Origin of the sequence: Membranihabitans maritimus, assembly GCF_021729145.1 — a bacterium.
Taxonomy (GTDB): Bacteria; Bacteroidota; Bacteroidia; order Chitinophagales; family Saprospiraceae; genus Membranihabitans; species Membranihabitans maritimus.
The window spans coordinates 25,835-45,582 of the sequence record NZ_JAJSLW010000006.1; the positions used below are offsets into that span (position 1 = coordinate 25,835).

Annotated in this window: 16 protein-coding genes; 5 read left to right on the forward strand and 11 right to left on the reverse strand. The window is 38.6% G+C overall.

All coding sequences use genetic code 11. The features are described from left to right. Positions 1-10: 10 nt before the first annotated feature. The 8 genes from LVD47_RS08330 to LVD47_RS08365 all read right to left on the reverse strand — a co-directional run bounded on the left by LVD47_RS08330 (position 11) and on the right by LVD47_RS08365 (position 8,129). Positions 11-781, reverse strand: a complete 771-nt coding sequence (locus LVD47_RS08330) for a 3-ketoacyl-ACP reductase (protein WP_236975212.1) — start codon at positions 779-781, stop codon at positions 11-13. Between the two features lie 202 nt (positions 782-983). Next, on the reverse strand, positions 984-2,147 hold the full coding sequence (locus LVD47_RS08335; protein ID WP_236975214.1) for a Gfo/Idh/MocA family protein: 1,164 nt from the start codon (positions 2,145-2,147) through the stop codon (positions 984-986). A gap of 18 nt (positions 2,148-2,165) precedes the next feature. Beyond that, positions 2,166-2,996 (reverse strand): sugar phosphate isomerase/epimerase family protein, encoded by an 831-nt coding sequence (locus LVD47_RS08340; protein ID WP_236975216.1) that lies wholly within the window; start codon positions 2,994-2,996, stop codon positions 2,166-2,168. Positions 2,997-3,003: 7 nt separating this feature from the next. Beyond that, a complete protein-coding gene (locus tag LVD47_RS08345; protein WP_236975219.1) occupies positions 3,004-4,380 on the reverse strand; it encodes a glycoside hydrolase family 88 protein in 1,377 nt (458 codons plus the stop codon). A 69-nt stretch (positions 4,381-4,449) separates the two neighbouring features. Next, on the reverse strand, positions 4,450-5,379 hold the full coding sequence (locus tag LVD47_RS08350) for an AraC family transcriptional regulator (protein WP_236975220.1): 930 nt from the start codon (positions 5,377-5,379) through the stop codon (positions 4,450-4,452). Between the two features lie 536 nt (positions 5,380-5,915). Next, positions 5,916-6,524: a NifU family protein gene (locus LVD47_RS08355; RefSeq protein ID WP_236975222.1), complete on the reverse strand. Its 609-nt coding sequence runs from the start codon at positions 6,522-6,524 to the stop codon at positions 5,916-5,918. 101 nt (positions 6,525-6,625) lie between these two features. Next, the gene (locus LVD47_RS08360; protein ID WP_236975224.1) at positions 6,626-7,642 is read right to left on the reverse strand and encodes a T9SS type A sorting domain-containing protein; all 1,017 of its coding nucleotides are present in this window, start codon (positions 7,640-7,642) and stop codon (positions 6,626-6,628) included. Position 7,643: 1 nt separating this feature from the next. Beyond that, entirely contained in the window at positions 7,644-8,129 is a 486-nt protein-coding gene (locus LVD47_RS08365; RefSeq protein ID WP_236975225.1) for a DUF6495 family protein, read from the reverse strand. A 105-nt stretch (positions 8,130-8,234) separates the two neighbouring features. On the opposite strand from LVD47_RS08365, the gene LVD47_RS08370 reads away from it, so the two are divergent. The 5 genes from LVD47_RS08370 (at position 8,235) to LVD47_RS08390 (ending at position 12,968) form a co-directional block, all read left to right on the forward strand. Continuing rightward, complete coding sequence (locus LVD47_RS08370; RefSeq protein ID WP_236975226.1) at positions 8,235-9,080, forward strand: TerC family protein; 846 nt, start codon at positions 8,235-8,237, stop codon at positions 9,078-9,080. A gap of 8 nt (positions 9,081-9,088) precedes the next feature. Then, positions 9,089-10,117 carry an FAD:protein FMN transferase gene (locus tag LVD47_RS08375; protein ID WP_236975228.1) on the forward strand — a complete coding sequence of 343 codons (1,029 nt, stop codon included), beginning with the start codon at positions 9,089-9,091 and terminating at the stop codon, positions 10,115-10,117. 9 nt (positions 10,118-10,126) lie between these two features. Then, positions 10,127-10,951: a 3'-5' exonuclease gene (locus LVD47_RS08380; RefSeq protein ID WP_236975230.1), complete on the forward strand. Its 825-nt coding sequence runs from the start codon at positions 10,127-10,129 to the stop codon at positions 10,949-10,951. Next, on the forward strand, positions 10,923-11,717 hold the full coding sequence (locus tag LVD47_RS08385) for a hypothetical protein (RefSeq protein WP_236975232.1): 795 nt from the start codon (positions 10,923-10,925) through the stop codon (positions 11,715-11,717). Before LVD47_RS08380 ends, LVD47_RS08385 begins: the two co-directional genes overlap by 29 nt. Before the next feature lie 93 nt (positions 11,718-11,810). Further along, positions 11,811-12,968 (forward strand): cytochrome-c peroxidase, encoded by a 1,158-nt coding sequence (locus tag LVD47_RS08390; RefSeq protein ID WP_236975234.1) that lies wholly within the window; start codon positions 11,811-11,813, stop codon positions 12,966-12,968. Between the two features lie 293 nt (positions 12,969-13,261). Here LVD47_RS08390 and LVD47_RS08395 read toward each other — a convergent pair whose 3' ends face one another. The 3 genes from LVD47_RS08395 to LVD47_RS08405 form a co-directional block, all read right to left on the reverse strand. Further along, positions 13,262-13,951 carry a 3'-5' exonuclease gene (locus LVD47_RS08395; RefSeq protein ID WP_236975235.1) on the reverse strand — a complete coding sequence of 230 codons (690 nt, stop codon included), beginning with the start codon at positions 13,949-13,951 and terminating at the stop codon, positions 13,262-13,264. Between the two features lie 193 nt (positions 13,952-14,144). Next, positions 14,145-16,091: a DUF294 nucleotidyltransferase-like domain-containing protein gene (locus tag LVD47_RS08400; protein ID WP_236975236.1), complete on the reverse strand. Its 1,947-nt coding sequence runs from the start codon at positions 16,089-16,091 to the stop codon at positions 14,145-14,147. Continuing rightward, positions 16,088-19,645 (reverse strand): reprolysin-like metallopeptidase, encoded by a 3,558-nt coding sequence (locus LVD47_RS08405; protein ID WP_236975237.1) that lies wholly within the window; start codon positions 19,643-19,645, stop codon positions 16,088-16,090. Before LVD47_RS08405 ends, LVD47_RS08400 begins: the two co-directional genes overlap by 4 nt. Between the last annotated feature and the right edge of the window lie 103 nt (positions 19,646-19,748).

Sequence of the window (19,748 nt, forward strand, 5' to 3'; positions counted from 1 at the left end):
AAGTTATATTTTAAAGCCTTTGAATAGTCATTCCGCCATCAACCATTATTGTCTGGCCGGTAGAATAAGGAAAATATCTAAGTGCTAGTGCCGTTGCAGCTTTTCCTACGTCTTCAGGCATTCCCCATCTGGATTGCACGAAAAGCCCACCTTCAATTAATTTATCATATTTTTCTTGTACACCGGAAGTCATGTCCGTCTTAATAACCCCTGGTCTAATCTCATATACAGGAATATCATATTGGCCAAGCCTGGTAGCAAATAACCGAGTCATCATTGCCATACCGGCTTTTGATATACAATATTCCCCACGGTTTATTGAAGCGACATCCGCTGATATTGAACCAACATTGATTATACAACCCTTGAATTCACCAGACTCATTTTCTTGCTCTACCATCCAATTAGCCACTTTCTGTGTCAGGAAATATGGCCCCTGTAGATTAGTCTTTACCACATATTCAAAACTTCCTTCAGTGGCTTCCAACAAATCATTTCGTTCTTTGGGAGCCACACCAGCATTATTGACCAATACATCCAGTCTACCAAAATGGTCTCTAATTTTATCAATCATTTTATGGTGGTCATCTGTACTGCCAACATTACCCTGGCAGTAAATGGCATCCACTCCATATTCTTTCAACTTTTCAAGTACGTCAATTACCGCTTTTTCCGGACGCATGCCATTGATAGCAATATCGAATCCATTCTCCGCCAAAGATTTTGCTATTCCCAATCCAATTCCGCGGCTTCCCCCTGTTATAAAAGCTACTTGTTTCATATATCTAATTTTCAATCATTTAATCCTTCAGTTGTACAATGTACAAGTTTTCAAAATCTATTTTTAGTATACCAACTCCGCTACACTTATTCTTTTTACATTCGACAGAAGTTCCCGACAAACATCATAGCAAGATTTCTAATACATCTGGAATTCATAAACTTTCTTTTAGCTCCGGACTTTCCGACTCCTGGCTATTGCTCTATTCTTCCAAATCCTCTATTTCCACCCACGATCGCTTCTCCCAACTTTCCAGCCCTTTCTCAGCCAATTGAACACCCTTCGCTCCCTCCAGCAATGAATATGGAAAAGGGTCGTCTTTTACAACGTGTTTTAAAAACATTTCCCATTGTATTTTAAAGGCATTGTCATATTCTTCTTGTTCCGGCACCTTGGACCAACCTTCGTAGAAATTGATCGGTTGGGCAATATCCGGGTTCCAAACTGGTTTTGGTGTATTTCCATAGTGTTGTGTCCAACACTCACGCAGGCCCGCTACCGCAGACCCCTTTGTTCCGTCGATCTGCAAAGTCAATAAATCATCTCTACGCACACGAACCGTCCACGAAGAATTAAAATGGGCAATCACACCATTTTCCAGCTCGAATGTAGCATAGGCTGCATCATCTGCTGTAGCTTTATAGCTATTACCATTTTCATCTATGCGTTCCGGAATATGGGTAGCACCCAAGCACGACACAGCTTTCACTTTGCCAAAAATATTATCCAAAACATATCGCCAGTGGCACAACATATCCACTATAATTCCACCATCGTCTTCTTTTCTATAGTTCCAGGAAGGACGTTGGGCAGGAATACTATGACCTTCAAATACCCAATAACCAAATTCACCTCTCACAGACAAAATATCTCCAAAAAATCCATTTTGTATTAACCGTTGGACTTTCATCAAACCAGGTAAAAATAATTTATCCTGTACTACACCATTTTTTACGCCTTTTTCTTCGCAAAAATGATATAATTCAAGGGCTGTTTCAGTATCCGTGGCCGTAGGCTTCTCACAATAAACGTGTTTTCCAGCAGATGCAGCCTTTTTAACAGCATCTGCCCTTCTCCCCGTCGTCTGTGAGTCAAAATAAATCTGATAATATTTGTCACTGATTACTTCATCCAGGTTCGTAGTATATTTTTCAATATTGAATTTTTCACACAACTTTTTTAGTTTCACAGGATTTCTTCCCACCAAAACCGGGTCCGGCATAATAAATTCTTTAGAACTTACCTTTACACCACCTTGCTTGATAATCTCCACTATGGAACGCATTAAATGTTGGTTCGTTCCCATTCTACCTGTGACCCCATTCATTATGACGCCTACTTTATGTACTTTTATATTTTCGCTCATTTAGTAATATTTGAAATATTAAGATTTATGTTTATACGCATGAATTATTTTTTCCAGAAAATCATTTTGATCCATGGCCCAATATCGATTTGAAAATATCTCAACCTCATTAAAGCCATCGAATCCGGTATCTTCTACCCATTCTCTGATTTGGGGGACATCAATACACCCTTCCCCCATCAATCCCCGGTCATTGAGTATATCATCCAGGGGAAATTTCCAATCACAGATATGGAAAGCAAACAAATTATTGTTTTCCCCACATCGATGAATTTCTCGCTTCAAATTCGAATCCCACCATAAATGGTATACATCCACAGCCACACCAACAAATTCTGAATCAATTTTTTCAGCCATATCATTAGCTTGTTCCATTGTATTAATAGCTGACCTTGTATCCGCGTATGCGGGATGCAACGGTTCAATAGCTAATTTAATGTTGTGTTCTTCTGCATGGGGCAACACAGCTTCGATTCCCTTTTGTATTTGCCCCCTTGATTTCTCAAGTGATTGGGAAGGTTCTGCACCGCATACGAGGACAATCATAGGAGCACCCAATTCAGCTGCTTCTTCTACCATTTTGATATTATCATCAATCGCGACTTTTCGTTTTGATTCGCTGTCTGCAGGAAAAAAACCACCCCGGCATAAGGAAACTATATCCAAATCTTTTGAACGCAACATTTCTCCCGTTTGGTAGATATCCCGTCCATCGAGAACATTTCTCCAAACGGTAATTCCCCCCACTCCATTTTTAGCATATGCGTCAGAAGCCTCTTCCAGGTTCCAGGGCTTGGTAGTAATGGTATGGATGCACAATTTGGAATTATCTTCAATAGGTTTTGCCATTTCCATTCTATTTTACGCAACTAAAAAAAGTATAATAATCTCCCTCTTCAATTAACCTCTTTGCATAAAGTGCAACTTCCCGTGCATGGTAGTCACCCCACATACTTGATTCACCATAAGGTATTTTTGCACCTTTCTGAACATGGTCCCACCCATTGGGACGGTGATAAATTGAATGCAGAATTAATCCCTGATGCCGGTCATCAGTGCTGAGATATGGTTCATCGAATAAAGTATCTAGAACAGTTAATCCAGCCTGCCAATATTTTTTTGCTGCCTCCGGCTCAGACTCCTGAAGATATTTTCCCAAGCGAAGCAAACCTTGTGCAGAAATGGCTGCTGCCGAACTATCTATTGGTTCGTAGTCATTGTAAGGATCAGAAGGACGGGACAAATAATCTCCCAGTTTATATAAATCAGGAGCACCTGTGTCCCAATAAGGTATACCATCGGTTGGAGTATTATCTATATAAAAATCGCATGTCGCTTTCGCTGCCTTCAAATATATTTGTGTTATTTCATCTCTGCCACCATACGGCTCTAATTCCGAATCGTCAATTGCGGCCAAATATTCCAATTGTTCCGGAAACCCAGCTACAGCCCAAGCCAATCCACGAGTCCAGGTTGAGAACCCCGTATACCCCTGTTGGGAATTTGGACAACGAAAATTTCCATCGTTTATATTGAAAACACTTTCGTGTGCTGTTCTTCCCCAGACATCATAACTGTCACGTCCTTCGCCGTAAAAAACAGAGTATTTTGCAGTTGCTCTGGAATGCAGTATCGCTCGTTCCAACAAACTGGTTCGGGTGTCGTGTTCTCCAAGTAATTCAAAATCCAGCTCATGTCCCACTACCAGGGCCCTAACCGTGCGTATAGTATCTACAAAAAGCGAATGCGGACCATTAAAAGAACACATAAATCCCCCATCTTTTATATTCGTCCACCGGCGTGCCTGGACAGCACCGGAAAGTTTAAGGGCAAGTTCATAGAAGTTCTTCTCCCATTCCTTTTCTTCTATCTTTCCTTCTTTCATTAATCGCAGCAAATTCCCATAAGTACTTACATTATTAAAACCGTGGTCATGTACTCCAAAATGCCCCACATGGTCTGCCATCTTATCTACAGTAGATTTTCTTCCATAATCCAGGTATGATGTTTCCCCAGTGGCATCAAATTGAAGAATTGAAGAGCCAAATTCAAAACCCTGTGTCCATTCTGTCCAACCACGGGTAGTATATTTCCCTTCAATAGTAAATACAGGAGAACCCTGGGAATGGTCATATTCCTTACGGATTAAATCTATTTTTTTTCCAGATAATTCAAAAACTCGATCGACCTTTGATTCAAGGTCTTTAATTAGCAAAGACTTGTTTATTAACATTATTAATATTGTTTTTTTACAATATCCAAAAATATTGTATTAAAAAACAACTATTGGGTACAAATCGGGTTATTGATGGTACTTTTCACGCATACTATTTCTAAAGGTGGTAGGAGAATAACCTGTCTTCTTCTTAAAGATTCTACTGAAGTATGACGGGTCTTCAAAGTGAAGGCTATAAGCTATCTCTTTACTGGTTTTTCCTGTAAACAGAAGCAATCTTTTTGCTTCCAGAACAATTCGCTGCAGTATTACATCACTGGCATTTTTCCCTGTTATTTGCTTGCAACAGCGATTGAGATGCCCCGGCGTAATGGCTAGCTTTTCACTATACTCCTGAACCTGGTGTAAATCAGCAAAATGCATTTCTACCAAGTGCTTGAATTTACCTACCAATTTCAAAGTAGGGTCTTCAACCAACTTACCACTTTCTTTATCCAGGGAAAAAAAATAATGACATTTTCCCAGTACAATTTTGATATAGTACCGAATAATACCACGAGCAGATTTGCCCATCCTGGTTTCATCTCCTTTGATGTGCTCTATCAAATTCAAAAGGTCGAAATAATCTGATTCATCCAGCTTCAAGGTTTGAGGTCCCTGGAGAGGATTAAAAAATGGCAACTTGGCCAACCAGGCAGCATTTTCTTCATTTTCCCCTAACAAAAAAGTAGTTGAAAAAGCAAGAACGTATCCCTGGTTTTCTTCTGTACCAGCCAAATGGTGAATTTGTCCCGGTGAAATAAAATGGATGCTAAATTCACGAATATCAAATTTCCTGAAGTCTATTTCGTGATGACCTCCTCCTTTTGTAAAGAAACAAACTTCATAAAAATTATGCCGGTGCGGAACGTTTGTCTCCCCCGGCATAGATGATAAATTCTTATTACGTGCGTATTCTCCTTTTAGATGATAGAGTTTAAAGTCAAAATCCTGAGTTGGTTTTTGGGGAAGATCATGAATGGGAATATTTTTCTTGTTTTTATGTAACTTATTCATTTCCTACATGAAAATTGTACAACTATAATCTTAAAGAAAATATCCTAAGATATTAAATTTTGATAAGCTCGAAAATTCATTTATTCAGAGAATCGGCTACAAAACTGAGTTAAAAGCATGTTTAAATTTAACACTAGGACCTACTTCCGGCAAATTTTATCCTGCGCTTCGTTGTGCGTCGATCACGTAGCTAAGGCTGGAACCCACCCGGAAAAAGTATTTTCCGGTTCCTCATCGATCGCACATTTGCCGCTTCGCCAGGCACTTTATTCGTCATCTCCTTCGACCTCATCCAGAACACAATTTACTCTTCATCGACTCAAAAACCAATTTTAAACACGCTATAAGTTGAATGGATAGGTTTAAAATTATTATAATTCTTTTAATCCTCTATATCTTCTCAATCAAGTTTGTTCTATCTCCAAGATATACCTGAAATAAATATCCGCAATTGTAATCTACCGTAGAAAAATTTGAAAAAAACAATGATCACTAAATATCAGCTCTTTACAACTTTTTAAAAGTGCTGCCATCTCCTATCCCATATACGCCTCAACCGCTTTCACTTCCGGGATCATTCTTTTTAACATACCTTCAATTCCTGACTTCAACGTTAATGTAGAAGAGGGACATCCGCTACAAGCACCTTGTAAAAGGACTGAAACCACACCGTCATCATAAGATTGAAACTCTATATTTCCTCCATCTCCGGCAACAGCGGGTTTTACATACGTTTCCAAAAGGTCTTTAATTTTTTGCACGAGTTCTCCTTCATCTCCCGAATATACTTTATCATGCTTCTCTTCCTCCATTGATTCGAGGTAGACTTCGTAATCCTCCGTTACTATTACACCATCCTTTTCTACATAGTCCTTTATAAAAGACTTTATTTTAAGCATAATATCTTCCCACTCATAATTCAATTCCTTGGAGACAGTCACAAAATTATTACTAACATATACTCCCTTTACATAGGGGAATTCAAACAAAGCTTTGGCTAGAGGTGAATATTCTTCCGCCAACTCTTGTTCCTGGAAATCCGCCGTTCCTCGAAACAGCATCTTATTGGTGACAAATTTCAGAGATTCTGGGTTGGGAGTTCTCTCCGTATATAATAAAACCGGATTTTTTGTTGTTGATTCCATAATTATTTACCCTTTCGATTTATACCGTCAACGAATAACACCAACAAAAGTTGAATAAAGACGGCTATTTTATATTATAATCCTGGTAACTGGCCAGGACTCTATTGCTTAATAAATTTTCGTACTACCCTGTGCTCCTCATTCTCTAAAACCAACAAATAACTACCCGGCCTCAAATCACTAATCGATAGCTGTGAAGTAAAAACAATGGATTTGACTTCCTTACCGGAAATATTGTAAATTTTAAGCCTCCCGGGAGTGAATGAGCTAACATTGGTAATATTTAAGTACTCAGATGCCGGATTGGGACTTATCGTCAATTCGGTTTTGCTTATTTCAAGATTGTTTGAAGTTAACAAACTCGATTTTTCCGAAACGCTATTCTCGGTAACGATTTCATACTTATCTCCATCCGGGACCCTATTTTCCACCCATGCCACTACGTAAATGTTATTTGCACTTAGATCATTAGGGACACTCCCATCCAGTACTATTTCCGTTGTTGCACCGCCTTCCAATGCTCCCACTGCATTGCCACTACCTCCCTGATCACCCAGAAATTTGCGGAAAACATCGTGAATTTCATAATTTGTACCATCTACGTTGACATTGACTTCTTCTTCTACCATTGCAGCATAAACATATAGGTTCTCCATGGAAGTCCCCGTTAAATTACTTACCTCTAATGTTACTTTTCTTGAGGTGCTGCCTTCTTCTTTCATATTTAGACCTACATTTACTTCATTTTCCTCAAGTGCATTTTCGATATCTGATGCCAAAGCTGAAGAATGTCTCGGTACTCCATTAACAGCTAAACGGGGACTCCCCGTTATACCTCTTATTGAATTATTATAAACTCCTTCTCTATTATCCTGTTCACTTTTATTATATAAATACAATTCACAATCAGGGTATGGTGACCCTCTGTGAAAAGTTATATGGTTCACTTTCCCTTCTACTTTTGCAAGATCCTCATAAATTCCAGCTCTACTTCCCTGGCATATCGGACAGGGGGTATTACTAAAGTGCTCAACTAAAGGTATCTTTGTGCTCTGTCCTTCTGCACAAACCACTAATAAAACGAGAAGTAAAGTTGTAAATACCGATAGATTTTTCATCTTATTGATTTTTAAGTTTTTCTATGACTTGAAATAATTGATCATTCTTTACTATTAAACAACCTTTTTGCATCAGATCATATATTTCGGTTAATTTATCTTTGGAATATGATTTCTGGGCTGTAAATATCTTTAATTTTCCCGGAGCTAATTTAAACAATTGTATCAACTCTTCAGGTGTTTGATTTTCAGTAAAATCAATTTTAGTATTATCTTCAATCATTATGCCATTCATCGTTATTTGCTCATCGTCGAACTTAAATATCCGAATCGTACCAGGGCTTCGCTGCTCCAAATAATGAACCGATGAAAGTATTTTTTCAAAAACAATATCACTGAAAATATCAATTAACCTTTCAGCCTTTTCGATTTCTTCCTTTTTAATTCTCTCCCAATCCTTTGCTTCTATTTGATTAGAAGCTAAAAACTCGACAAATTCCGGCTTCAATTCTTCCAATTCATCTTTCCTTAATCGCCTATATTTCATACATTTTCCAACTTTTTCGCAAATTTACAATGCAAGAATAGAAATCTACCTTTCTAATTATATTATCTTTAATTTTTTGACAGCAATACACTTGACAATATGACAATGAACATGCTTATTTATCTTACCTTGCCGGATTTTTCACATCCGGAGGTGTGGATGAGTCTTCTCACTCTTACTTTTCTGGAAATTGTCCTGGGAGTCGATAATATCATTTTTATCTCTATCATAAGTGGCAAGCTCCCCAAAAGTCTCCAAAAAAGAGCCATCAATATCGGCCTGCTCCTCGCAATGATTATGAGGATTTTGTTATTATTTGGTATTTCAATGCTCATTGCCATGAAAGAGCCCTGGTTTGAAATTCATACCACTTGGATATCGGGAGGTATTTCGGGGCAAAGCGTTATACTTTTTGTCGGGGGATTGTTTTTGTTGTACAAGGCTACCTCGGAAATCCATCACAAACTGGAAGGTGATGACGAGCATTCATCTGACAAAAAAGTTACCTCATTCTCATCAGCAATAATACAAATCACATTAATAAATGTCGTTTTTTCCATCGACAGCATTTTGACAGCAGTGGGCATGACCAGTGGAATTCAGGGAGCACTATTAATTATGATAGTAGCGGTCGTTATAAGTGTATTGATTATGATGGCTTTTGCAGTTCCTGTAGGAAATTTTGTCAATAATCACCCGACGATTCAAATGCTGGGGCTTTCTTTTTTGATTCTAATTGGCTTTATGTTACTGGCTGAAGCTGCTCATCTGGCGCACCTGGAAGTATTTGGCCAAACCATTGGAGCCATTCCAAAAGGATATTTATATTTTGCCATAGCATTTTCACTTTTAGTTGAGTTTCTTAATATGAATGTACGGAAAAAATCCAAGCCGGTTCAGCTTCATGGGGCGCAAGAGGAGGCTAAAAGTGAGGGTATTTTAAAACCATAAAGGATTTAATGAAATTATTTTTTTTAGCCATCTTAATTTGTTTAATTTCTTGCTCTGATTCTGCCGAACAAGAAAAACATTTCCATCCCTTGGAAGGACAAACCATGGGTACAAGCTATCACATTATATTCGAAGATGTAAAGGAGAGTAAAATTTCAAATTTACAGGTGGATAGCTTACTGGAAGCCATTAACCAATCCGTATCTACATATATACCCTCATCTATAATTAGCCGATTGAATGAAGGAGATACTGTAATTGTTGCTCAAGAGAATTCATTTGAGACAGACTTTTTCATGAAAAATATCAAAATCGCCAAAAAGGTTTTTGATTGGACAAATGGTTATTTTGACCCTACGGTAATGCCCTTGGTAAATTACTGGGGCTTCGGGTATACAAAGCGGAACCCGGTTGAAAATATAGATTCTGCGCATATCGACAGTTTAATGTCCGGTATAGGCTTCCAAAAGATTTACCCCTTGTTTTCCAGGCCAATTTGGCATTTACCTGATGAAACAGAAATAGATTTTAGCGCCATAGCCAAAGGAGCCGCAGTTGACGAAATCAGCCAATTTCTTATTAATAAAAATATAAATAACTTCCTGGTAGAAATAGGAGGTGAAACCTATACACGGGGACCGGGAAGAAATGGAGAAGGTTGGGTGATCGGCATCAATACTCCGGTGGAACGTGCAGCTTCCAATGATATATTCGATAAGATTTTAATTTCAGAAAAAGCCATCGCTACGAGCGGCAATTATCGCAATTTCTATGAGGTAAATGGACAAAAATATGCACATACCGTCAACCCCAAAACGGGATATTTCGAACAAAGAGATGTTATATCTGCAACTATTGTCGCAGATGATTGTGCGACAGCTGACGCGCTTGCCACCGCAATGATTGCTTCCGGATTGCAGTTTTCTAAAGATATTTTAGCAAATTTGCCCGCAGAAATTGAAGGATACTTATTATACAATAATGGTTCTGATAGTTTGTTAATTTATCAGACGAAAGGAATGGACCAATTTAAATAAAATAAAACTATGCATTTCAATCTTACAAAGGATCTTTGTTTCCTAGATATAGAAGCTACCGGATTACATGTTATTCATGATAGAATTGTACAATTAGCTCTTATAAAATATCCCAAAGATGGATCCGATCCTACTGAATACGTAGCCTTGGTGAATCCGGGAAGACCGATATCTGAAGAAGCCTTTAATGTCCACGGAATCTCTGAGCAAATGGTCAAGGACAAACCGTATTTTAAAGATATAGCGGAAGAAGTCTTATCTTTTATTGGAGATGCCGATTTATCCGGTTACAACTCCAATAGATTTGACATACCAATGTTAATGGAAGAATTGGATCGCGCAGGCTTCCCCTTAGATATGAGTTCCAGAAAAACCATAGATGTAATGCGAATTTTTACAAAAATGGAACCAAGGACATTATCAGCTGCAGTAAAATTCTACACAGGAGAGGAAATGGAAAACGCTCACGATGCCCTGGAAGATGTAAGGGCAACAGTAGATGTTCTTAAAGGGCAATTGAGTAGATATGAGGCCACAAAGTATGAAGATGAAGACGGTAATATATCCATTCCTATAAAAAATGATATGTCAGCACTTCATGATTTCACCACAGATCTCCGATTTGCAGATGTAACCCAAAAATTAAAATATGATGTGAATGGAATTGTGGTTTTCAACTTTGGGAAATACAATGGCCAACCTGTTGGAGAACTATTGTACAAAGACCGCCAATATCTCGGATGGATGTTAAACAAGGATTTTTCTTATCAGGTAAAGGATATTATTCAAAAAGAAGTAAAGGCCTATGCTGATAAACTCACCAGGGAAAATTAATTTTTTTCTAATTGTATTGTCTTTTTGGATTGTATCCATCTTTTGTTCTTGTGAAGAATATCAGGAGGGTTGCATGGACTCCAATGCTATCAATTACGACTATCAGAATGAACTACCCTGTTGTTGTGAGTATCCCAGAATTCAATTCCAGACAACACTGAAAGACAATGAAGGTCGCAAGGCCTTTACAGACACCTTTTACCTGGAGGATAGCACCCCATTCCTGGTAAATGAAATATCTTTTATTGCTTCTGAAGTTTTGGTAGAAAATCAGTCCGGAATCCGGATGGGCCCCACGGATAGCTTAATTGGCTATATAATCTCACCAGACATTTTACCGGTACGTGTGAGTCAAGTCAACAGTACCGGGGCTTCCTTTATTCAAAATGACAGTTTTAGAAATACATCCTTTCAAATTCGAAATATACCCGGGATAGCATCTTTCGTCCCCGAAGACTTCCCGATAGATCACCCTTTCAGAGATAGTGTACTATACAACTTTACAGAAAAAAGATGGAATTATTTAAAGATCAGATTAGATTTTCCCGGTGAACAGCCCTTAAACTTTGAATTTTCGGGGGAAGAAATTAATTTACCTGTTTCAATGCAGGGAAAATGGGGGAAAATAAAAGGAAAAAATCTAACGATAAACTTCCTGGTAAATGCTAATCACCTTATGAGAGGAATAACTTTAGACCTCTCCAACGAAACTAAACGTTCCATTATCATGGATAATATGTCCGGCGTATTTGAACCACCGGAATAAACCTGTTACTTTATTGAACCGTATTACCTATTGCATAGTTATTTATATACAATAGCGCCCCGATACCAGAAAAGAAATAAGAAATTCAAAAAAGTGGCTATACGAAACGGTAAATCATATTACTCTTTTTCACCGGTAGGTTTCGTCAGGAAGAAAAACAGTTATCTTTTGTTCTTCTCTCTTGTCATTATTATAATCACTTTTTCTTGCCAAAAGGAAAAAACACCAGACATTGATAATCAGGACTTATCTGAAATACCCTTTTCACCGCAAGAGTACAAGCTGGAAACATCGTCAAACTACCCAGAGATGAACATACCCAGTGACAATACATTGACGGTCGAGGGTATCAGCCTGGGACGGTCATTATTCTACGATCCTATTATGTCCATAGATAGTACCATATCGTGTTCCAGTTGTCACATCCATGAACGGGGCTTCAAAGATAATTCCGCTCTTTCTACAGGAATTGATGGCCGGGTAGGAAGAAGGAGCAGCATGAGCTTATTAAATGTTGGATACAATCGATCCAACCTATTCTGGGATGGAAGGCAACCCGATCTGGAGTCACAAATTACAGCCCCTGTTGAAGATCCCAATGAATTGGGGCATAATTGGCCAGCATTGTTAGATAAACTCCAAAATCACCATGAATACCCCGTCAAATTCAGAAAGGCATTTGGTATAATAAAATCCACAGACATCAATGAAGCCCTAGTATCAAAAGCAATTGCACAATTTGAACGCACTTTAGTCAGTAGTGGAAATTCCAGGTACGATCGTATATTAAGAGGAGAAGCTACTTTCACAGACGATGAATTACAGGGCTATTTGATGTTTTTTGACGTTGTACCGGACCTTCCCGATGCAGAATGCGGTCATTGTCATACAGAACCCTTTTTTACTACCTTCGAATTTAAAAATAACGGCATAGAGGCTGTAGAAAATTTAACTGATTTTATTGATAAAGGCAGAGGTGAGGTAACCGGGGAAGTATTAGATAACGGTAAATTTAAAATTCCTACGCTGATTAATGTATTTGAAACAGCTCCATACATGCACGATGGGAGGTTTAGTACAATGGAAGAAGTTATGGAGCACTACAACTCAGGTGGTCATCGGCAATTAAATACAGACCCTCTTATCCGTCCACTTGGTCTGAGTAATCGCGAAGTAGAGCAAGTTCTTGCCTTTATCAAAACACTTACAGATTCATCATTTTTAAAGAATCCAGATTATTCGAAACCGTAAAAAATCTTGGTTTACTGCCACAAAACACACTCTTCTCACAATTATTTTCGTAACAAATACACCATAATTGATTATTAAATATCTATAAATCAATAAATTAGTTTTAAAAACCATAAAAACAAAAGTAACATTATACAATTTTTGTCTTATTGATTTTGATTAATATTATCCATATTTACAATATCGAAGAAAAGGAAAGACTTATTCGATCAAAAATATATAATAGTTTTGGATATGTTCATGGGATTATAATTTGCAGAAGCGAGTCATAAATCATAGTGTGACTCGCTTTTTTATTTTTCCAGCAATTCTTTCAAAGTTTGAACTTTCAAGTGCTTTAACTTCCTCAATAATTTCATAAAAATTACGCCTGTAATCGCAGCATCACCCATGGCAGAATGTCTGTCGTGAAATGCTAATTCAAATTCAGAGGCAATCTCATCCAGTGTAGGTACTTGATTAATAAATTTATCATAAACAAATTTAATAGGGAAACACCTCTTATACATCATAGCCGTATCTAAGACGGGGTTAACCAATTTACACCCCCAGTGCCTGTTCAAGGATTTATTGATCATAGCTATATCAAATCCAATATGATGTCCAACAATCACTGTACCGGCTAATTCCGGAATGATCGTTTCTAAAAAGGACTCTTCTGTTATTCCTGATTTCAGATCATCCATAGTAAGACCGTGGATACTCACACTATCCTTTTTAAAATGGTCCTGATATACCAATGTATGATATGCCCTACCGGGGAACATTTCATAATTTAGTATAGGGATTAACCCCACAGAAATTATCCTGTCTTCATCTACATCCAGGCCGGTAGTTTCTAGATCCAAAACCTTAAATTCAAAACTTTCTGCATGCTGATTTAAGTTAATTTTCTCTGTTTTCTTCATGTAATCTTTCCACCACTCAGGTAAATGAGGAGCGTGATTATTAGAAGATTTTTTCTTTCTATTAAATAAAAACATTTAAGTTGTTTAATAATGCATGTTAAAATTAATACTATGTGGTTGAATCATCCCAGGGGATATCGATGGGGCAAGACGAACCTCATTTTGAATTTTATCCCCATAGGGCTGGGACGAAAAATAGGTGATCGATAGCTTTCGGGAAAGTGATCAATGACATATCAGTAACTTAAAAATTTGTTTTTAAACGGCTTTATAAGAAAAAATTCAGTTGAAACCTAACATTAAGTACGTCTTGAAGCTGGCCTATTGGTTTAAAGCTATTCCTCAATAGCATTCTCTGTATTTTGTTTAGCTGATTTGGTGTAATATACCTGCCGTTATCCGAATTTTTAATACCATTTAAAGCCCTTAGCCTAAGAAGAATCTCATAGGCAGTAATAGCGTCCCGGTACATTTCTTCATTTTTATTATCAATTTCAGCCAGTTTTTCATATCGCTGAATAGTATTATTCATTCTCTCTACCTTTTGCTCAAGAACCAAAACTCTTGCAGCATCCACCAACGGCAACATAGCCCTTTGTTTAATATCAAATTGGTCTTTATGAGCACCATTCTTCTCAAGAATAAAATTTCTAAAGAAACTCAGGGGAGGGGGTGTTTCTACGGCATATTTCGCCAGGTACGTGAGAAAAATACGGTGATCATGAACCATATTCATTATATATCCTGTCAACTGCTTTGTCAACTCAACATCCCCATAAACCGAACGGTAATCCATAAATATATTGGCGTGTAAAATCGATTCATTATCGGGTGAATGGATCCATTGGCGAAATTGTCCTTTCCATTCCCTGATCGACATACACCACTTGGGATTATTGGCCATCATCTTGGCAGGACATTCCTTAAAACCACATATTTTGAGAATCTCGACTACCTTTGTAGCCAGTTCGAGGAAAAAAGATTTGACCATAGAATAATTTTCATGATCCACTTCTTCGAAAATTAGTGCATGATCCTGATCTGTTCTCAAAATCTGCTCCCTCCTTCCCAGGGATCCGATGGCGACCCATGAAAACTTGACAGGGGGTGACTCCCCGGTTTCACTTTTAATTTTTCGCAAGGAAATCTCAATGGCTCGTACCAACAGAGAATCATTTATGGCCGTCATCACATCAGAAACAAAGGTGATTGATACTTCCTGATATAAGTACTTCTCCAATAGTAAATCAGCTTTATCCCTTATTTTCTTTAATGTTTCGGGATTCCTGGTTTTCTTCATTTGTTTAATGATAATCCCCGGACTATTTCCCTGGTAAGCCAGTAACTCACTTTCTGAAAAAACACCTTTTACCGGTGTTTCGTCAGACCCATCTTCAGTCATGACTATATGGTTGATCCCATTGTGTAACATAACGATTTGGGCATCTGCATAGGAAGTCCCTACTGGAAGACAAATAACCGGTGTATTCATCACCCCCTGGATAGGTTTATCCGGGTCAAACTCCCCTCTTCCTACCATCCGACGCATATCAGAATCAGTAACAATTCCCCTGGGGAAAAAATTATCATTGACTACGACAATGGACCCTACATTTTCATCCGTCATAATCTTGGCAGCTTCCGAAACCGTAGTTCCAGGCTTACATACTATTGGAACCCTTCCAATCGATAATTTTTGGATCTCCACTAATCGGTCTTCCTGAAGCAACTGCTCATTGTGGCTAATAAAAACTAATCCATCCGTATTATGACCTTCTTTTTTATTTCTAGTTCCGGCAGCAAAACTGGAAGCCAAGAAATATCCTACTTTGGGGTTGTTAATCATAATATCTCTGATATCCGCCGTATGAATCGCATATAAAATCGACTCCTCCTGAGCTGTCCCTGTGGATAAATATGGCTGCTCAGCTATCAAAGGCCGGATCCCAAATACATCACCCTCATCACACACATCAATTAAAATATTATTTCCTCCCTCCATTCTCTCTAACTTCACAGCCCCTTTCCGGATAACATAAAAGTACTGATTCGGAGCAGCCCCCTGGTGGAATACTACCTCCCCTTTCTCTACATATTTTATTTTTATATTATTTAGGAGCAAATTCAAATTGGGATCTGTCATCATCGAAAAAGGAGGAAAACGGACTAAAAAATCCTTAATCCGGTCACTTAATACGTTTGAATCTTTGGTCATTGTACATTAATCATTTTTGAAATTAATTGTCCATTCTCTATTTCCACTACAGTAAAGTATACTCCTGGTATCCAGCTGCCTGTCAAAATAGAAAAACTCATCGAATAAGGTTGCAAATCTTCCGCATATATCAACTGTCCCGTATTGTTGTATACTCTGAATTTCTTCCAATTAAACTCACTGGCCTTTTCAATATTCAAAATATTAGTAACGGGATTGGGAAATAACTTTAATAAGGGGCGCTTTTCAACTTGTAATTCTGTACTTACCATAGGATCCACAAGAATAGGAATGTTAACAATGCCGGACCAGGAATTGTCCTCACTGACTACTGATACAGAAAAAGAATCCAATGCTGCAGCACCTTCCGTATTATCATATAAAACACTTCCTGACAGGACTTCCATTCCCGTCCAGGTTTGGCCCGTAGTTATAACCTGCCCTCCTAAAGAAAGTACCCCTTTACCTGGCTGGCTAACAAGCTGAAATTCCAATTCTTCCAAATTCTCGAATACCAACTCATTTTCTGACAATATCTCCATGCCTCCGGGGGACACCCGTATCGTATCAACCTTATAGGCTAATTCTTCGGCTTCATTGATACCACATAGTTGCAATTGCCACGACTGCAAAACCCCTCCTGCTCCCACAATACTATCTCGGATACGAAACGTCCATATCCCCTCGGATTCCAGCGTATACAAAGGAGCCAAAGGCCTATACGGTTTCACCAAAGTCCCTGAAGACAACCGGCAATCCGTCTTGCTTACGGCCTCATCGTCAAAGCTAATATCCAGGTTCAAATTCCTTACGCCGCATTCACCTTTATAAAGAAATACGCTCATACTATCTTTTTCCAGGGTCATTTGGATTTGGTTGACTGATTCATGGAATCCCATTATATTTCGCACATTAATATCATCTATTTGGAAATTCTCTGAGACTTCAATTTGGGAAATAATACTCCCCGTATCGCTCCCTCCCACTCCCGAAGGCAAACCTTCCGGGGTAAATTCCCGGCAATCATAGAGGGCCGTCTGAAACGCCTGAACTGCCAAAGACGAATCCACACCACAAGAATTATGAGGTAGAATTCTCCAGAAATAAACCGTTCCCTGATCCAGTTGCGAGGTAGATGGAAAGGAATCTGCCGAAATAGAGGTTTCGGAAATTGCTAAATTATTTTCGGGAAATTCAGGAGAAGGGCTAACTTGTATCGTATAATAATCTGCATTTACCGATCCATCCCATTCAAAAGACGGCAGTACATTTACTTGTTGCGCTCCATCCATAGGTACTTCCAATTCCAGGTCATCATACTGGTTATTAATCACAATCATCCTGACAGTCCTATACAATGTATCAAGCGAGGGGGCCTTCGCCTTTACTGTAAACTCAACAGTATCTGATTGGAAGCCGGGATCAATATCAAAATCTATTACCATTTCCTGTCCGACCAGAATTGTTTTTTTAGAAAGGTCAATTCCAATATCGTCATATTGATTAGTTATGGAAAAAGTTACGGAATCAGAAAATCCCAGGACAGGAAATGGATTTAATTTCACCTGGGGCTCATCGGGTAAACAAACAATCTGAGTACCCGGCGAAATATTAATACCAAAGGTAGGACTAGAAGGATTTTGAACAGATATATTTTCATCCGATACGTCATAAAAAATATGTTCAAATCCCTGAATCATAAATCGGACACTATCTGAGACAATATTGGGTACCTGAACATTTTCTTCCCCGTCATTCTCCGTCTTTTCATTTAATATATACGGATAAGTATATCCACCGTCTGTAGACATTTTTATCAGGACGTGCGAGGCCGACACGGGTGCGATATTTGTATTGGCCACTTCCCACTGAACAGTAACAAAATCTCCTGCGTACAGTTCATCAGCAGTACTATTAGGAAAATCTAGAAAAAAAGGCCCGGCATTGGAAGTAGCATGTATAGAAATATCCTCTCGGGCTGTCCCTCCAGACTCTTCATTATTGTCCCGTACCGTAATACCAAAGTCCAAGTTTCTTGAATAAGTAGGTAAAACTTCTTCATCGCTTTCATCATTTGATAAAAGAGTATTCCATTGTGGGAAATAACGAATAGCACTCGTATCGGGGGGAAATGATCGAAATGAAGGTGCGGACTGAATAGGTTCCCCAAGTGGTGAAATGGGACCCAAATTGTATTGCTCCCAGGTATAATATAATTGATCCCCGTCTTCATCAAATGCCTCTGCGGTCAAAAAGAACGGTGTCTTAATAGGGATACTGAGATTATCTACGGGCACAAACGATATTTCGGGCACTGAATTTCCCTTCTCGACCAAGGCAACACAACTATTCCCCTGCCCACTTAATATATAATTATTCATTTCATCCAATGACCCCCCGTGAAAATAAAGTGGTCCCGAAACGGTAGTTAAGTTTTCAGGTCCACAGGCACCTATATAGCTCATAATAGTAGATCCGCTACCTGGTTCAAAAGCCGTTGAATTACTTCGTTGGGTCGTATTGACAGAGGGGCAATTAGACCAGGTGTGTTGTGCTCCGAGTTGATGTCCTAATTCATGGGTAAGCACTCTTACATATTCTGACAAATTCCTCGTTAAGTCACATGAAAGCGCCCGACCTTTATTAGTATTGCACACCGTACCTATTCCCGAGGATACACCTGCAGTCCCTGACCCACAATCTGTAGCCAATAAGTGTCCAAGATCATAATTTTCGAATCCAATAACATCATTAAACAAATCACCCACAGAACTAAGCATAGAACTGTTATTCCCTTCCCGGTAAGGATCGTCTTCCAGGTATATTAATTCCTCTGACTCGGCCATTATCTCGAATTTCACTCCTATTTCCCTTTGAAACACCAAATTCACTCTTCCAAAAACCCTATTGACCTGCTCCAACACCGAAGCAACTGTCCCCCCATTTCTTTGGGCATACGTATCTGTAGTACTTATAGCCAAATCATATACCTTCAGAGATGTTTGTTCTGCCCTCCGAATATTAACTGAAGATATAGGAGAGTCCTCACTTTTATCAACCCCCTGATGCGTAAGACAATGCCCCAATGATATTTCCTGTCTATCCGACTCTTTCGACACTTTACGATCATAAAAGACAATATAATCTCTTTCATTTAATTGTTCGACCACAACTTTTTTTCCTCTTACAAAAAACACAGCATCCAGCGCTTCCCGACCAAGGGTCAGGATACCACTGGTTTGTTCATTTTTTATAGTATAAGAGCGGATAAAGGGATACTTTTCCTGAAGGTCCTTTGACAAAACCGGAGCGACTTCCATTTCGAACGACATGGGTTCTTCATTCCCTGGGAGTGGCAATGTAACCTTTGTCTCTGAATGAACATCCGGCCATTTGCCAAGTTTAAAAATCTTTGCGCTAATGGGAAAGTTTCGTTCTTTGATAATCGGTCGATAGAACTCTTCTCCAGTACTATAGTGCTGCCATTCCTGTGCAGAAACCGGTAGCAAAGAACCGAAAATAAGGGACAAAATAATACATGTCGATACCTTCATAAAGTAACTTTTGCTAATTTTTCTAAAGGTAAAAAATATCCGGATGAAAGACTTATTATGTTGAGGTATGCTTATATTCATTTCCTAAAGTTTTCAAGAAACT

What these genes read in the sequence shown, in the direction of transcription:
- LVD47_RS08330 (WP_236975212.1), bottom strand. Translation starts at nt 781, where the DNA reads ATGAAACAAGTAGCTTTTATAACAGGGGGAAGCCGCGGAATTGGATTG.
- LVD47_RS08335 (WP_236975214.1), bottom strand. Translation starts at nt 2,147, where the DNA reads ATGAGCGAAAATATAAAAGTACATAAAGTAGGCGTCATAATGAATGGG.
- LVD47_RS08340 (WP_236975216.1), bottom strand. Translation starts at nt 2,996, where the DNA reads ATGGCAAAACCTATTGAAGATAATTCCAAATTGTGCATCCATACCATT.
- LVD47_RS08345 (WP_236975219.1), bottom strand. Translation starts at nt 4,380, where the DNA reads ATGTTAATAAACAAGTCTTTGCTAATTAAAGACCTTGAATCAAAGGTC.
- LVD47_RS08350 (WP_236975220.1), bottom strand. Translation starts at nt 5,379, where the DNA reads ATGAATAAGTTACATAAAAACAAGAAAAATATTCCCATTCATGATCTT.
- LVD47_RS08355 (WP_236975222.1), bottom strand. Translation starts at nt 6,524, where the DNA reads ATGGAATCAACAACAAAAAATCCGGTTTTATTATATACGGAGAGAACT.
- LVD47_RS08360 (WP_236975224.1), bottom strand. Translation starts at nt 7,642, where the DNA reads ATGAAAAATCTATCGGTATTTACAACTTTACTTCTCGTTTTATTAGTG.
- LVD47_RS08365 (WP_236975225.1), bottom strand. Translation starts at nt 8,129, where the DNA reads ATGAAATATAGGCGATTAAGGAAAGATGAATTGGAAGAATTGAAGCCG.
- LVD47_RS08370 (WP_236975226.1), top strand. Translation starts at nt 8,235, where the DNA reads ATGAACATGCTTATTTATCTTACCTTGCCGGATTTTTCACATCCGGAG.
- LVD47_RS08375 (WP_236975228.1), top strand. Translation starts at nt 9,089, where the DNA reads ATGAAATTATTTTTTTTAGCCATCTTAATTTGTTTAATTTCTTGCTCT.
- LVD47_RS08380 (WP_236975230.1), top strand. Translation starts at nt 10,127, where the DNA reads ATGCATTTCAATCTTACAAAGGATCTTTGTTTCCTAGATATAGAAGCT.
- LVD47_RS08385 (WP_236975232.1), top strand. Translation starts at nt 10,923, where the DNA reads ATGCTGATAAACTCACCAGGGAAAATTAATTTTTTTCTAATTGTATTG.
- LVD47_RS08395 (WP_236975235.1), bottom strand. Translation starts at nt 13,951, where the DNA reads ATGTTTTTATTTAATAGAAAGAAAAAATCTTCTAATAATCACGCTCCT.
- LVD47_RS08400 (WP_236975236.1), bottom strand. Translation starts at nt 16,091, where the DNA reads ATGACCAAAGATTCAAACGTATTAAGTGACCGGATTAAGGATTTTTTA.
- LVD47_RS08405 (WP_236975237.1), bottom strand. Translation starts at nt 19,645, where the DNA reads ATGAAGGTATCGACATGTATTATTTTGTCCCTTATTTTCGGTTCTTTG.